Genomic DNA, 14,534 nt, shown 5'->3' with positions numbered 1-14,534 from the left:
TAGACAAAATGACACCAAATGAGTTTTACTATGATCAGCTACCCCAACAAAACAAGGTGGCTTAACTAGAGCGGAATATCACTTATAAATACGCTTTTAGTTGTTCAAACAAGTGGGACCACCTCTAAAAACATCCAGTTAGGAATAGTGATCATGCCAATTAGTGCACCAGTTTTAGCTAAATATTCATTTCTGACCATAAAGCAGGTGTATAAATCACCTTTTGCCACCTTATAGTTACTTTCAATGAATTTTTTAAGAGCGGGTGCATAAAATTTACTACCCATATACGGCGGGTTAGCGATCACGGCATCATATTGCTTAGCGAGTAATTTAGCTTGCCGAACTAAAGGTAAAAGCTCTTGTGCCGACTGCTGTGCAAAAATATCCCCTGATTCTAAAGCTGTATTCAGCTTGGTTTCTAAATCAGGTAATTTCTTAGCAAATGCTTCAGGGATTTGAATCAAAGAACCAAAGGTAGAAGCATGTTCAAATAAATCTAACAGTTCTTTTAAATCTGCCGGGGCAATACCGGTACTTGCCAAGTCCTGGGTGAATGCATCTAAACGCTCAGGCTGACTGTCCTGTAACGCAATGATATTCAGCTTCGGTGGATTGCTAAATAAACGGCGGTCATCCTCACGCGCTTTCATCAACAGCGCAAAACTGGCCAACTGTGCGGCACGGGTATCAATATCAATGCCGTAGAGGTTATTTTCCAGAATCAAACGTGGAATATCGCGGCTGCGGTAACCACGTTCTAAGTAAATCGCTTTCAGGCAATCATAGGCTTCCACCAGAATATGCCCCGAACCACAGGCCGGATCCAGCACCGTAATGCTTTCAGGATTTAAAGTATCGCCATCTTCACTGATCCGTACATTAATCAGCTGTTTTAACTGGGCATTGACTTCATCGGTCTGTTCCGCTGGCTGAATGTAATATTCCCACTCACTAGCAAGCGTACTATCAGGCTGTGCCATCATCCATAAACGACCGACACTGTTTTGTACCAAATATTTTACAATCCAGTTTGGAGTGAAGAGTTGCGTCGCTGCAGGAATGTCTTCACTTTTGACGACTTTACCAATCACCTGATCTTTCTTTTCAGAAATATAGAACTGATACAGCCAGCCAATAATCTGTACATCCGACCAGTCTTCTTCTGGAATGCTGCTGACCAGATCACGGATCAAGGAATCGGTTTTTGTGAGGTTATCCGGTAATAACAGTTCAGATTCATCAGAAACCTGTTCAAACAGGAGTGGCATGACCTGATTCAACGCATGACATTGAGCCAGTAACAGCTCACGGTACAATTCTTCGTCTTTATTGCCATCTAGCTTTAACTCAGCCACACGGCTGGTATTTAAACCCGGTAACTCAATATCCAGACATTCTTCCAGAATCTGTGGCAAGCCGGCACTGCCATCGGCACTGCTCAGTACACGGCGGCCATGATCCAGCAACCCTTTGCATTCCATGTAACGAATCGCACAGAGACGGTTAAACCAACTGTAAGCGATATAATCAATCGTCTGCTCAAAACTGCTGGTTTGAATGCGTTTGATCAGCTTCTCACGTGGTTTCATGACTGATAGCGGAAAAACCTGATCGCCAATCAGCAACAAGTCGCCTTTCTGTTCTGCCGGTAAAATGCTGTCTGCGGTGATGCCATATTTGGCCGCCTGCTTGCGCATCGCTGCGATAAAATCATTTCGTGCTTGCGGTGCGTATTTTTTAATATTACTGGTATTCATCTTTAAACCTTTAATTAATGACTGATGCCGATATCCCTAACCCGAGTTAGCGGATACGCACACGCTTTTTATCACTCACGATTTTTTTCAGTTCAGCTTTGAGTGCGTCTACAAACTGATCCACTGATTCTTCTGTTTCCAGATAGACACTACTGGAGGTTTTGCTGTAAATGCTGGCGACATCGACTTCCACCACCGGTTTCGGTGGCACTACGGCTGTCACAGGCTGTACCGGACTCGCAGCAGGTGCTGATGTAGCTGGGCTGGAGGCGGTTGCAGTGTTGGTTACACTCTCTGCTTTGCTCTGAGCCAGTTGTGCCGCTTTGGCCTGACGCTGGATTTCCGCCTGAACTTCGCTTTCCAACTCATACAAGGCTTCATCAAAACGCTCCACGGCGGTTTGGGTTTGCAGCATATAGATGGTGGACAGGCTAGTTTCCACTTCAATATCCGTTTTCAGCAATTGCAGTGGGCGTAATAGCTTGTTACTCAATTCAGCGGTAGCGATACCACTGTTTTTAATCTCGGCTTCCAGTTGCTTGATTTTGTCATCAATGTGTTCTATCGCTTGATTGCGCTTCTCAGTCAGCAATTGCTCATTGACGCTTTCCACTGTGCGAACCAAATCAGCCACTTTATTTAACAGGCCATAGGGCGATTCAAGGGTGGCAATACGATGTAATTCAGACAGGGCTTTTTTTGCCACATCATCACTGCCCAGCGCCTGTTTGTTTTTCTCAAAATGACGTAAGGCCTGTTGCAGTTGCTGCCAGCTCGGCATCTGGTTAGTGAAGAACTCATGAATATCACGATAATCTTCTTCCAGATCCAGATAGTCGTCCTTGTTCTCGACCACGGCCTTAAAGAAATCAAAGCTGTCGCTATTCGCCAGCAGACGTTCCAAAGTCAGAATCGACTTTTCAATCACTTTCTTGCCCGGGAACTGCCCGACATCAGTTTTGCTTTTGTACGACTTAAAGTTGGCTAACCAAGTCTTAAAATGCTGCAAATAGAATTCAAATAGCTCTTTCTCAGTCGCTGGTCCCATGGCCGAGAATAGGTCTTGGGTGAGTTGGCGTGCCTGTTTCAACACCTGATCATCAGTCTGGCGCTTTTTAATGATCGATACATCACGGCGACGGCGGCTGTTTTGTAAAGGCTCAAAGGCATCTTTTAACTGTAAGCTGCCGCCATTTAACTGCAGTGAAATCCGCCCCATCGCAGCCAGCTGACCTACCAGCAGTAAAATCTCGGCATCTGGCCAGCCATAAGGACGTTTGGCAAAACGATCTATCACATCTGAGACTAGAATACGCTCTGTACCAGTGGCGCGTAGTGCAATGTACTGCTCCACTTCCTGTAGGGCTTTCGGATTGCTTTGACCGCCATCCAGAGACAATCCGAGTTGCGCCATATCATCAACAGTCAAGACGGCGTTCAGTTCACGCCAGGCATCCTGCTGATAGACTTGCAGATAGCTCAGTTTGGTATAGGTATTTTCCAGCAAATAACGACAAGCCTCGTCCAGCTTGGTGGTTGGACTTGATGATGAAAGTTGTAAATGTTGCCCCAAGGCATAACTTTCCGCGTCCAGCAACATTTCTTCGACCCGGGCACGCAGGCGTTTTTTACGCTCCTGGTTCTCACGGCCACGGTCTGCCAGGATACGGCTGATATCGGACTGAGTGCCATCATCATTTAACCGAATAAATTTATTGGTTTTCAGCCAGGTGCGCAGTTCATTAAAGAACTGTTTATCGTCTGCCAGTTTAAACAGGACTTGTCCTTCGGCCTGAGTACTTTTACCAATACAGTAAGCTTCAGTATAGAGGTTGTATTCCGTATCCAGCGGAGAAATGATTTCAACTTTCAAATCGCTCTCATACTTGCCATCCAGGCTATGACCATCCAGAAAACGACCAATCTGATAGTCCATCTTGTTGGCTTGATGGCGGTATTTGTTCTGATCGCGCAGTAAATCTTTAAAGATCAGATTGGCTAACTCTTTATTTTCTTCTGAAGCCGCTAAGTCAGTGGCTTTAATTTTTCGGGTGATATCACGTTCTTCATTGGTCAGGAACAGGAACTCATCGCCATTCCTAGTAATCAGGCTTTCTTTTTCCAGACGCTGCAGGCTCTCTTCAATCCGCTTGCGCAATGCCAGCTTATCTTCATCAATTTTCTCAATCGACAAAGTCACCAGGTTATCCAGCGTACCTTTGATGATATCGACATAGCGGATCATGAACAGGGTACGCAGCATCTGCACATCAAAACCATCCAGGGTTTTATTTTGCCCTGCCTGGTCGATGGTACGCTTCACTGCTGTATCCAGAAATCCTTCCACTGAAGTATAGAAGCGGTGGAAAGGAACCAGGGCACCGACTTCATCTGTAGCAATCGCATTCGCGGCCATCTGGAACGCATCCAACATGGACCGTTCACCATAGGCCAGGTGTGCACCGGTCGCACCGACCTTACGGATTTCTTCAAAAACTTTCTGCACCAGCTGGAAATGGTACGGCGCAAAAGGATAGTTATTGATAAAGCTGTCTGGACCCTCATAGTTCTTGAGTGTTGGGCCTGAACGGTCAAAGGTGATCTGGTTTTTTAAGATATCGCCCTTTTGCTCAAACACTGATCTGAGCAGTGCTTCAGCTTCCGGGGTTTTACGTAATAAACGTTTCTGGATGACTTCATCGGTATTTGAACTGGACAGTGATAACCGGGTTTTAAAACGTCCAGCAATCTTGGAGAAGTCATTGGCTTTGGAAGAAGACATCTCACCTAAAACAGCATCGATGTCTGCCTGTGAGGTCACGATAATCCAAGCGCGGCCTTTACAGATCGTACCTAGGTTTTCAGTAATGGTTTGCAATGTCAGCATCAAGCGGGTATCACTGCCAATAAACTGCCCCACCTCATCGACCAAGAACAACATGCGTTGCTGGGGTCCTTTGCTGTCCAGGTATTCTTTCACCCACTGACAGAAGTTTTCGACCGAAACACTAAAGGTCTGCTCAGAATCCTCAAACCATTTATGCGCAGCTTCAGCAGATAAGTTGAGGGCTTGGGAAATTGCGGTTTCGACATCATCCTGATAGAACTGATAGCCGTCACGCTCCTCTAGCCAGGACATGCCGCTGGATTCCTCAAACGCCTGTTTAAAGCGCTCATACACACCTTTCTGGCTCAGGTGACGTTCCATATGGGCAATATGTGGATGGTCAGCACTAAAACCCTGATACTCGTTAAACACGCGTAAAAACACATTCAGAATCGGATTGCCATCATCATTGGAGCTGGCTTTACTGTCGATGTTAAATAGGATGACATCGGCATGATGGCTAACGGCCTTGCCAATATCCGCACGGATAAACGCATCACGGATTTTGCTTTCATCAAAGAATTCTGCAGCACTGCGTTCGTTACCTTCCGCGTCACGTGCCACTTTATTGGCCAGAATATACGATAAGGTTTTCAGGAAGTGTGATTTACCTGAACCAAAGAAGCCTGAAATCCATACGCCGACACGATTGGCAATCGAAGGATCGCTTAGGTCTGTACCATAAGACTGGAAAAAGTCCCGAAAATGCTTTTCCAGCTCATTGGTGACCACGTATTCATCGAGTTCCTGATATACCGTGGTATTGTCATTCTGGTCTGCCTTGACCACCCCGTTTATCGCACGATCTAATGGCTTGTAAAAAAGTTCTTTAATGTTCATCTCAATCCATTCCCCCGAATTCTTATTTCTATTTGCCGTGTTTAAGGCACCAATCTGAATGCTCTGTAGTAATTGTTGCTTGGAATTTTTCCAAATAAACTCATCGCTTGACCGTCGTAATAGCCCGGGTAAAACAGCACCACTGGCTTATGCCCCAATAACGAATGCAAACTGTTCAATAAGTGATGGGCACGTAACAGTGGCCAAACCGACCCTACCCCAGTCATCAACACAATATCTTGCGCATTGGTGGCATATTTACTCACCAGATAAGGCGCGAACTTATCCATATGCAGTGGGCCCTTTAAGGCTTTGAGCAGCGCTTCATCGCCTTTGGCTTTTTGCATTTGAATGGCTTTATCGATGAAGTTACGCTCAGCCAGATAATCCACCACGGCTTGCAGCAGGTTGATATTCACCACCTTCAGCTGACTGTGTTTTTTCTCCAGCATCCCGTCTAGAAAATGCAGATATTCGCGCACCTTCAACTCATCTTCAGGTGCATAATCAAAAATCCAGAAGCCAATTTCATTGCCCAGTCCTTGCCCGGTGAGAAACTCGGTGGAAAGAATTCGCTCTGGAATCTGGTTCAGACGCTCATGTATTGTTTGACTCATTGCTGCCCCTCTACAACTACCGCGTCCATAGCGACACTTCCATAGATCTTTTAATGCGTTGTTTATAATGTTCTTCCAACAGGCTACGCAGCTCTGCTCTGACGATCACGCGCTGCAACTCCAGCTTACGGGTACTTTTTAAGTAACCGGCTTCTGCCAGCATGCGAAACACCACCTGCCCCATTTTTTTCTTGCTGGACTCTTTCCAATCACAGATATCCGGATCACGTTGTGAGCGTTCATCCAAAAAATCTGACCAGATATAACTGTCCAAGTGTTGCGCCTGAGAGATATAGGCATCCCTCATCACCGTTTCCATAAACTCAAGCAGCAACAGGTTGCGTTCCAGTGCACCACAAAAAGCCACCTGGGTCGCCAGCTCATCATCCCCATCACGTAGTGCTTTCCAGAAATCAGGCTCTAAGCGCTCAAGACGCTTACGAATGGCAGTGGCGTTACGTTGGGCTGAAGCAGGCGTTCTTTTTTGCAGAATATTGTCAATCTGAATTGCCTGATGCCATTGTTCTGGAGTCGCTTCTCGTAATAACAGATCCGCGATCAGCCGGCTTTCACGCACCATCAGGGAGCCACCAATCAGGTCACTGTCATAATGAAATTGTTCTAACATGGTCAATCTCCTATGAGGCCTGATCAAACAGGTAAGACGACAGCTTTTCGATATCTGAGCGTTGTAGTACCAAGGGATATTTCAAGGCATCATCCGCCTCAGCCAGCGTGATCGCGGCCTGATATCGCTGCAAGGTATAGTGAGCCAGGGCTTTTTTCACCGGAATCTGTAATCTGCCATCAGGCATGCCGAAGTCTTTTTCGACCAGCGCTTTTTGAGCTTCATTCAATTTTGGATTAGGGATCAGCGTCAGTAGAATTTCTTCATGCCATTGCTGATCCTGAGCAGGGTCTACTGACTCAATCGCCACCACAACAGGTGTGCGATCAATTCTGGAGAGTAAAAAGTCCTTAAACTGCTTGCTCTGATGGCAATAGGCACGGACATGCCAGCGAAAACCGGTATACACCAGGGTATGTGGGGAAATCATGCGTTCATGCCACTGCGGATTCTGCATCGAGGCATAAATCATTTTTAAAGTACTTTGGTTGCGGCAGGCACGCAAAACTTCCCGAATCACTTCAGGACGTACACTGCGATCAGGTAATTGAACTGCTGCAAGATTCGGTTCTGGCATCGCAATCAGCGCATGCGATTCACTGACCAAGCCCGAGAGCATATTGAGATATTCATTGATATGTACGGTAGTCAGCACCGGTTGAAACGTGGCTTTAGGCACATAGCCTTTTACGGAGGGGTCATGAATCAAGGCATCGGGGTTATACAGCGTATTGTAACGCTTGATATCCGCAGAAGCCTGCTGTCGACTCAGCCCAAACCAGCTCATCAAACGATTGGTAACCAAACGACCTTCCCAGTAAGCAAGCAGCTCGATGGCTCGCATTCGTAGCAGGACTTCATGCTTATCTGTCGTCATATACCAATCAGTCAATAAATAGCAGCTTTAAGATTACCCTACAGCAAATATACAGTAAACATTTTTGACGGTATTTAAAGGTAGTATTGCAATCATCAGATAAAAAATATACTAGTATCCTGATGATAGCCGTCAAAGTACGATCTCTAGCAGATCATGGATCCTGGTATAGCGCGTGAATTGAGCTAAGTTTTAGAATGAGAGCAATATGGGTTTTAGATTTCGTAAAAGTATTAAATTATTCCCGGGTTTTAAAATTAATCTGACCCATAAAGGCATCAGCAGTGCCAGCATTGGCAAACCTGGTGCTTCTCTAAATATTGGAAAAAAAGGTACGCGAACCAGTGTCGGTATTCCAGGTACGGGACTATCTTACTCTAAACACCAGCCTTACTCTAAAAAGACCCGTGTTCCACAACCGACATCGCTAGAACACACGGAATATAATCCTCAGAATTTAGAACAACCGAAGACAAAGATCTGGCCTTGGATTATTTTTGGAATATTGTGTTTTATGGTGGGTGCCGTCATTTTTTAGCAAGAACAGCACTGTATTTTGATCAAAAAAAATGCCCAGATGGATGAATGGGCAAACTAAGGAATTAATATCCTTCAGAAACTCCAGCGCAATTCTCGCTACTTTCAGTAAGCGACTCTGGCTCAATCATGATAGTCTGACTCAATCGAATCGAGGTAAATCGATCCATCACAATTGGAGCAGAAATTATGCTTGAATACATTCTTGAATGATGCTGAAAAGTCTTTGAGTTTTAATTAATAAATAAGAGTATCCATGTCTACCCTCAACTTTACTTATTTTCAGATAGCAACCAATCGAGAGCACTCATTTTTACAATACCATTATAATTCGCTTCAGTCCCTATCGTGTCTAAGGTAAGCAAATACTTGGGATACGAATCAGAAATTTTCTGTAATGGACGTAACTCTCGGCTGAGTGTCTCCTCATTGAGCGTTTCTAATGCCACCTGATAATAAGTTAAATTCTGTAAAGTATCGACAGCAACAAAATCAATTTCACATTCATCAACCCGCCCTACATAGACCGTATAACCTCGTCTGACAAGCTCAAGATAAATCACATTTTCTAAGATATGACCTTGATCAGCATTAGCATCAGGCAACATAATCCGGCGCAATCCGACATCAACTAAATAGTATTTTTCAGAGGATTGTAATAACTCACGCCCGCGTACTTTAAATTGTGCGGCGCTATAAAATAGCAAACTGTCCTGTAAGCCCTGAATATAGCGTTTTACTGTTTCAAATGAGATTTTAACCCCACTTGAAACAAAGGTATTTTTAATTTTATTGATGGAAATGGGTGAGCCTGTCACGCTTGCCAAATATCTTGCGACACGCTCGAGAGAGTTAATATCGGCCGTATTCAAACGGGGAATAACATCTTTAAACATTACACTGGCATAGACCGCTTGCAAGTAATCATAGGTTTCCTGCTGGCTGGTCATGGCAAGCGTATAGGGGAAACTACTTCGCGTGTACATAGCATACAAATCACGATTGGATAATTGTTGGATGATCGGATTATTTCCAATATGCCACTGTTTAAACTCTTGGAATGACAAGGGTAAAACATGTTGCTCGATATAGCGTCCTGTGAGTAAAGTCGCAAGTTCTCCACTCAGAAAGAATGCATTTGAACCTGTAATATATAAATCGATATAATCCCGAACATATAAAGAGTCGACTACTTTTTCAAAATTGGTAACATGTTGTATTTCATCTAAAAAAACATAGTTTTTCTTGCTTTCATCAACTTTTGACAATACATAATCATGTAGTTTACGGTAATCGGTGAGTTCTTCAAATTCCATAAATTCAAAGTTGATGACAATGATGTTTTCGGCTTGTACCCCCTGTGCTTTTAGGTCTTGTTGAAACATCGCCAGCAAGGTAGATTTTCCAGAGCGACGTACACCCGAAAGCACTTTAATGACATCACGGTTTTGCCATGTATTCAGAAATTTTAAGTAGCCATCACGTCGAATATTAGCGCTTCTCATTGTTTACACTTGAAATCTAAAGTTTTAATTAATTCTATCAAAGTTTAGAACCTAGATGTAAAAATATTCAATTTTAAAAAAAGTTTAAAGTTTAAGTGAAACATTCAAAGCTACTGTTGAAGCATGCAAACAGTAGATCTGATAAAAATCCAAATTCTGTCTTTTTAATTATTTTCCATGTCATGTTATGTCATTGATGCTGCGACTTAACTGCTATATAAATTAAGTGAAAAGTAAAAGGAATTAATATGTTAACTAGAGTGGAACTCATTTTTGTTGTGCTGATGGTCTCAGCCTTAATCCTAATTGCTTATGAAATGCTAAAAGGTTTATTTTAGAGCATCTATACAATTTTTGATCAAAAAAAAGCCCACAGAGGGAATCTATGGGCGAAACTAAGGACCTTGACGGTCATTCAGAAACTACAGCTAGTTTCTGGTTGTGATTCTGGACTGAATTAAAAATAACCACATTGGCTGAATGTATCAAAAGTTAAATCATGTGATTAATCATTGATACATCTGCAAAAATGAGCTCATCGCTCTGTTGATTAATACAGTAATTCACCAAACAAATCCGCTCTAATCTCTTCCAGACTCAGATCTGATTTCATTCTATTACAGATGGGATGAACCAACAGACCATTCTCTAGAACGCCTTGCCCACCTACGGCTTTGGCAATCCTATGATCCGATTCAGTAGAATCAAGATAGATCAATCCATCACAAATGAGGCAAAAGTTATGATTACCCACCAGAAAATTGTGCTTAAGCAGACTCTTGGTTAATGCCGAAAAGGCCTTTGGCTTTGATCGAGAAATTGGACTAATCGACTCCACATATCCCACCACATTCTTGACTACTGCATCATCATAACCACCCAAAAATCTTTCGACATAAAACTCGTTAAAGTTTATGTACTTGAAGGCCTTAGACATGGACAGAATAAAGGTATTCAGGCATTCCTCATCATCAAAATCAACTTCCATTTCCAAGCTTAAGCAAATAAAGGCTTTATAGACAATTTGTAGCCGATCATAGCCCTTGATACCACTGCCGAACTTGCCGACCGTTTCGGTGGTCGCCACGGGGAAATTGGCGATCAAGAACTCAATACTACGGCGTATCCGGGTGAAGTCCTTGAAACTAATCTTTCGATGATGAATCTGCATGCGGCTTTCATGAATTTCATACACAATTGAAAACCATGCAAGAAAAGAAGTAATCTGAAAACGCTGATCCTTATAAAAATATAAGTATGGATGTAAGCCCAAACTCGGAACCCCAGCATTTTTTACAGGCGTCGCTATCCTGCAAAGAATGGTCAACAGATGCGACATTAGGTTTTCAACGCGCTCCCCCTGATTCAGACTCATAATATTATGAATCTGATCACCCGCAATGATATTCATCAGCTCATTGACCAAGCCAATTTTTTTGCCATGACTCATTTCATTGTCTAATAAAATGGTCGAAAAAAGTAGCTGGTGGATCCTCTCCCCTAACTCAATCAACTCATTTAAACGTGTATATTGGAGCTCTTCTAGGTTAGATTTATTGTCATTGATATAACAACAGGCATAGATCGCATAATACGCGTCACTACCGCGATTTCTGAGGTGATATTCCTCATATTTATCTAAACGTTTAGTATCTGAGTTAATCGATTGAAATACCCGTCGCGCATCTTCCGGGGTCCCCAGTACCTGCCGGAAACTGATTTTAATATCGCCTAATTTCGATTTTTTTTCTGCAAATTCGGCATCAGTACAAATTTTTTGAAAATCAGCAAGATCTCCTAAATAATTGCGGAGGTAACGAATATCTTGTTTTTGTTGATCATTGAAATTAGGTGCTTGAGGGACTTGCTCATCCGCAAAATATCTATTGATCCACGCATAGATACAGGAAAGACGATGTGCTCCATCAATAATGTAAATATTGCTGTGTATATCTTTCCAATACAAAATGCATAAATTGATGTTTTGATCTTCTGTGCAATCCTCAATAAAGTTTGCAATTTCTTGCACGCTCCAACATTCCGTAGAACGCTGGTTATCCGCCTTAAATAAACATTTGATGATTGGATGCTTTTCAAAATCAGTCAGTGCCACTTCAAAATTGTCACGCTGCATTGAAGGTGACATTTCTTCTGGCAACATGACTTTACGCTGAATAATATTGGTCAATAGTCGTGTAGAACCCATTTCTTATTTTCTCCAGGCAACACTTTCCTACTTTCGCTCAAGTACGAAATTTGAAAATGTATATAGTTCGATTTGGTTAAAGCTGTGAATTAAATGACCGTCAATATCCAGTCAGCGCTAACAAAAGAGACCTAAGAGAAATGGGGGGATTAGATAATAAAATCTTCATGTTTAGTACCTGTAGTTTAGAGTTCACTATCTACAACCATCTTTTCCACGAGATGGAGGTAGACCAAACAGGGGTGGAAATACCGCACTACAGAAGACGGCCAGTCATAGACTGCCCTGCCTGGCCTACCATAATGGCAAACTAAGCATAATAAGCACAAAAAACCGCTAAAGCGGTTTTAATGCTTCTGTAGTAATTTTCAGGTTTCCACGCCCGATTACAGATTTTGCTGTAACGTAATTATCATATGGGTATCTTTTTCTTTGGTCAAACCGAATTAGAATTTTTTTATTCATTTTTAAATAAAAAAATATAAATCGATAACATATGGATCAAATTGAAAGCAAAGAACAAATCAAAGTCGCTGATTCCTAGGCCCCTTAGGTTGAACGATATATGCTTAGGCTATTTGCACAAGGAAGGATGCTATCTTTAAGTGAAAGAGGACTCCACCCGACAGTCAGGGTGGAAGTGAATTTCACAGATTTTAACCTTGTTGGTTTTGAATGTATTTCTTAATAATATCTAAGGGCGCACCACCGCACGACCCTGCAAAATAAGATCGTGACCATAAAACAGGTTTTGCATAACTACCACGTAAATCTAAAAATTCATTCCGCATTCTTCTGCTTGTTACCGATTTTAAATTATTCACCAACTTACTAAGCTGAACAGTTGGTGGGTACTGAATAAGCATGTGAACATGGTCAGCCTCACCATTACATTCTTTTAGCTCTGCATCAAAATCTTTGCATATTTCGGCTACACACTCACTAAAATACTTATGATGTAGATCATTTAGAATTTTCTTTCTATACTTTGTAATAAATACTAAGTGTACGTGTAAGTTAAAGGCTGAATGGCGGTTTTTATAGATTTCAGTCATTGTTTGATTGTTCGTTTAATGATAGCATTTGATTATATTAACACATACATACTCATTTATGAAAATCAACAAAGCGTATAAATTTAGGCTTGAGCCTAATGCAGAGCAGGAGCTTGTTTTAAACAAGTTGCTTGGCTCTGCACGTTTTGTTTGGAATCAAATTTTAGCTGTATCGTTCGAGATGCTTGCTAATAATGAGCGAATCAACAAAGTTAATTTAGTCAATAAAATTCCTGAATTACGAAAAAAACCTGAGTATGCTTTTCTAGAAAATAGTTCAAATGGCGTTTCACTTCAACAAAAAGTGCGTGATCTTGGTGATGCCTGGGGGAAGTTCTTTGACCCGAAAGAACAAGCCAAGTTAAAGCAAAAACCATTTAAAGCCAAAAAACCAAGATTCTTTAAATTGCCTGATGGTCGTGAAGTCCAACTTAGACCACTCATGCCACGATTCAAAAAGAAATCTAATGGCTGTGGTTCCATTCGTATTGTTCAATTCAATAGATACTGTTGGGTTAAAGGCAACCAAGTTAAGTTACCTAATGACATTGGCGTTGTGAAATTCAGAAAATCACAAAATATTGTGGGTGAGATTAAGAACGTCACAATCTCCAAGCATGTCGGGAAATGGTATGTGTCATTTGGTGCTGAAAATACGGTAGAAGCACCAGTCCATCCATCGAAATCAGCCATTGGCATTGATTTAGGTATTAAAAAGTTAATTACAACGTCTAGTGGTCAAGTATTCGACCCGATCAATAGTTTCAAGGCCAATCAAGTAAAGTTGGCTAGGCTTCAGCGCAAGCTGAGAAAGAAAAACAAGTTCAGTCAAAATTGGGGTGGTGTTTTAAAAAGTATGCTGACATTAAATGAAGCCATTATTGATGTAAAAGAAAGTTAAGTCGAAGGCTTTAAAATGGTTTTCAAGCTTTTTGGAGAAATTACAACTTCTTCTAAAACCACGCCTTATTCGATGCCTTATTTTGCAATTATTACCTTCAATTCCTACAGTAAATAACTTACCAATACTTTGCTTGCAGTTTTTAAAAGCAGTGATGAAACTGTCCCAATGATCACTTGCAATTCGGGTGTAGTGAATACCTAATTGTTTAAGCTTTGTCTTCAACCTTTGGACTGTAGCTAAATCTCTCTTACCCCAAACATAAGCAACAATCTCACCTGTTTCTCGATGGTAGGCGTAAATAAGCCATTGTTTATTATTTTTGTTTCCAACGAAAGTCCAGAATTCATCTACTTCGAGAGATTCATAATGACTTTGTTTAGGCTGAATTTGATAGGCCGATTCAGTTAAAGTCCGTAAGACTTTACCGATACTAATGCGCTCAACTTCAGCGATATCTCGTATACCGCTGCCTCTGACCATTAACTGTAATATTTTACGAGTAATGCCAGAATTACATCCTAGATAGCTCAGAGCATGGTCACCAATAAACTGACGTTTGCAGTCTTTGCATTGGTAGTTTTGTTTCCCATCTACTTTGATGCCATTTTTCTTTATACTGTCACTGAGGCAGGTTGGACATTTGATTTCTAGAGTTATTTGCATTTCTCTATTTTATCAAAATTCAACCTGCTTTTTTTTAGCATACTTTTTGATACAC

At 41.9% G+C, this 14,534-nt stretch carries 10 protein-coding genes and 1 pseudogene; 2 read left to right on the top strand and 9 right to left on the bottom strand.

All coding sequences use genetic code 11. The annotated features are described in order from the left end of the window. Window positions 1-104: 104 nt before the first annotated feature. Genes pglX through FTV34_RS10070 form a run of 5 tightly spaced genes read right to left on the bottom strand, consistent with a single transcriptional unit; the run spans window position 105 to window position 7,609 of the window. Window positions 105-1,760 (bottom strand): BREX-1 system adenine-specific DNA-methyltransferase PglX, encoded by a 1,656-nt coding sequence (gene pglX, locus FTV34_RS10090; RefSeq protein WP_257226151.1) that lies wholly within the window; start codon window positions 1,758-1,760, stop codon window positions 105-107. A 46-nt stretch (window positions 1,761-1,806) separates the two neighbouring features. Continuing rightward, complete coding sequence (brxC, locus tag FTV34_RS10085) at window positions 1,807-5,487, bottom strand: BREX system P-loop protein BrxC (RefSeq protein ID WP_180070068.1); 3,681 nt, start codon at window positions 5,485-5,487, stop codon at window positions 1,807-1,809. A 41-nt stretch (window positions 5,488-5,528) separates the two neighbouring features. Beyond that, complete coding sequence (locus tag FTV34_RS10080) at window positions 5,529-6,104, bottom strand: DUF1788 domain-containing protein (RefSeq protein WP_002010699.1); 576 nt, start codon at window positions 6,102-6,104, stop codon at window positions 5,529-5,531. Window positions 6,105-6,120: 16 nt separating this feature from the next. Further along, window positions 6,121-6,732, bottom strand: a complete 612-nt coding sequence (locus FTV34_RS10075; RefSeq protein ID WP_005115118.1) for a DUF1819 family protein — start codon at window positions 6,730-6,732, stop codon at window positions 6,121-6,123. Between the two features lie 10 nt (window positions 6,733-6,742). Further along, window positions 6,743-7,609, bottom strand: coding sequence for a WYL domain-containing protein (locus FTV34_RS10070; RefSeq protein ID WP_004781048.1), 867 nt, complete (start codon window positions 7,607-7,609; stop codon window positions 6,743-6,745). A 208-nt stretch (window positions 7,610-7,817) separates the two neighbouring features. Between FTV34_RS10070 and FTV34_RS10065 the strand changes: the two genes are divergently transcribed. Next, complete coding sequence (locus tag FTV34_RS10065) at window positions 7,818-8,147, top strand: DUF4236 domain-containing protein (protein ID WP_000506885.1); 330 nt, start codon at window positions 7,818-7,820, stop codon at window positions 8,145-8,147. A gap of 271 nt (window positions 8,148-8,418) precedes the next feature. Here the strand turns inward: FTV34_RS10065 and FTV34_RS10060 are convergent, their stop codons facing one another. The 3 genes from FTV34_RS10060 to tnpA form a co-directional block, all read right to left on the bottom strand. Then, window positions 8,419-9,651, bottom strand: a complete 1,233-nt coding sequence (locus FTV34_RS10060) for an ATP-binding protein (protein ID WP_180070067.1) — start codon at window positions 9,649-9,651, stop codon at window positions 8,419-8,421. 550 nt (window positions 9,652-10,201) lie between these two features. Continuing rightward, window positions 10,202-11,857 carry an HNH endonuclease signature motif containing protein gene (locus FTV34_RS10055; RefSeq protein ID WP_180031411.1) on the bottom strand — a complete coding sequence of 552 codons (1,656 nt, stop codon included), beginning with the start codon at window positions 11,855-11,857 and terminating at the stop codon, window positions 10,202-10,204. Between the two features lie 656 nt (window positions 11,858-12,513). After that, window positions 12,514-12,912 (bottom strand): IS200/IS605 family transposase, encoded by a 399-nt coding sequence (gene tnpA, locus FTV34_RS10050; protein WP_074382711.1) that lies wholly within the window; start codon window positions 12,910-12,912, stop codon window positions 12,514-12,516. A 58-nt stretch (window positions 12,913-12,970) separates the two neighbouring features. Between tnpA and FTV34_RS10045 the strand changes: the two are divergent. Then, window positions 12,971-13,750 (top strand): annotated as a pseudogene (locus tag FTV34_RS10045) (RNA-guided endonuclease InsQ/TnpB family protein); the annotation flags it as partial. A gap of 27 nt (window positions 13,751-13,777) precedes the next feature. Here FTV34_RS10045 and FTV34_RS10040 read toward each other — a convergent pair. Next, complete coding sequence (locus FTV34_RS10040) at window positions 13,778-14,479, bottom strand: IS1 family transposase (RefSeq protein WP_005005861.1); 702 nt, start codon at window positions 14,477-14,479, stop codon at window positions 13,778-13,780. Window positions 14,480-14,534 lie beyond the last annotated feature (55 nt).

This window comes from Acinetobacter sp. YH16038 (genome assembly GCF_013417275.1).
Taxonomy (GTDB): domain Bacteria; phylum Pseudomonadota; class Gammaproteobacteria; order Pseudomonadales; family Moraxellaceae; genus Acinetobacter.
This window is presented reverse-complemented; position numbering and strand designations above follow the sequence as displayed.

What these genes read in the sequence shown, in the direction of transcription:
- pglX (WP_257226151.1), bottom strand. Translation starts at nt 1,760, where the DNA reads ATGAATACCAGTAATATTAAAAAATACGCACCGCAAGCACGAAATGAT.
- brxC (WP_180070068.1), bottom strand. Translation starts at nt 5,487, where the DNA reads ATGAACATTAAAGAACTTTTTTACAAGCCATTAGATCGTGCGATAAAC.
- FTV34_RS10080 (WP_002010699.1), bottom strand. Translation starts at nt 6,104, where the DNA reads ATGAGTCAAACAATACATGAGCGTCTGAACCAGATTCCAGAGCGAATT.
- FTV34_RS10075 (WP_005115118.1), bottom strand. Translation starts at nt 6,732, where the DNA reads ATGTTAGAACAATTTCATTATGACAGTGACCTGATTGGTGGCTCCCTG.
- FTV34_RS10070 (WP_004781048.1), bottom strand. Translation starts at nt 7,609, where the DNA reads ATGACGACAGATAAGCATGAAGTCCTGCTACGAATGCGAGCCATCGAG.
- FTV34_RS10065 (WP_000506885.1), top strand. Translation starts at nt 7,818, where the DNA reads ATGGGTTTTAGATTTCGTAAAAGTATTAAATTATTCCCGGGTTTTAAA.
- FTV34_RS10060 (WP_180070067.1), bottom strand. Translation starts at nt 9,651, where the DNA reads ATGAGAAGCGCTAATATTCGACGTGATGGCTACTTAAAATTTCTGAAT.
- FTV34_RS10055 (WP_180031411.1), bottom strand. Translation starts at nt 11,857, where the DNA reads ATGGGTTCTACACGACTATTGACCAATATTATTCAGCGTAAAGTCATG.
- tnpA (WP_074382711.1), bottom strand. Translation starts at nt 12,912, where the DNA reads ATGACTGAAATCTATAAAAACCGCCATTCAGCCTTTAACTTACACGTA.
- FTV34_RS10040 (WP_005005861.1), bottom strand. Translation starts at nt 14,479, where the DNA reads ATGCAAATAACTCTAGAAATCAAATGTCCAACCTGCCTCAGTGACAGT.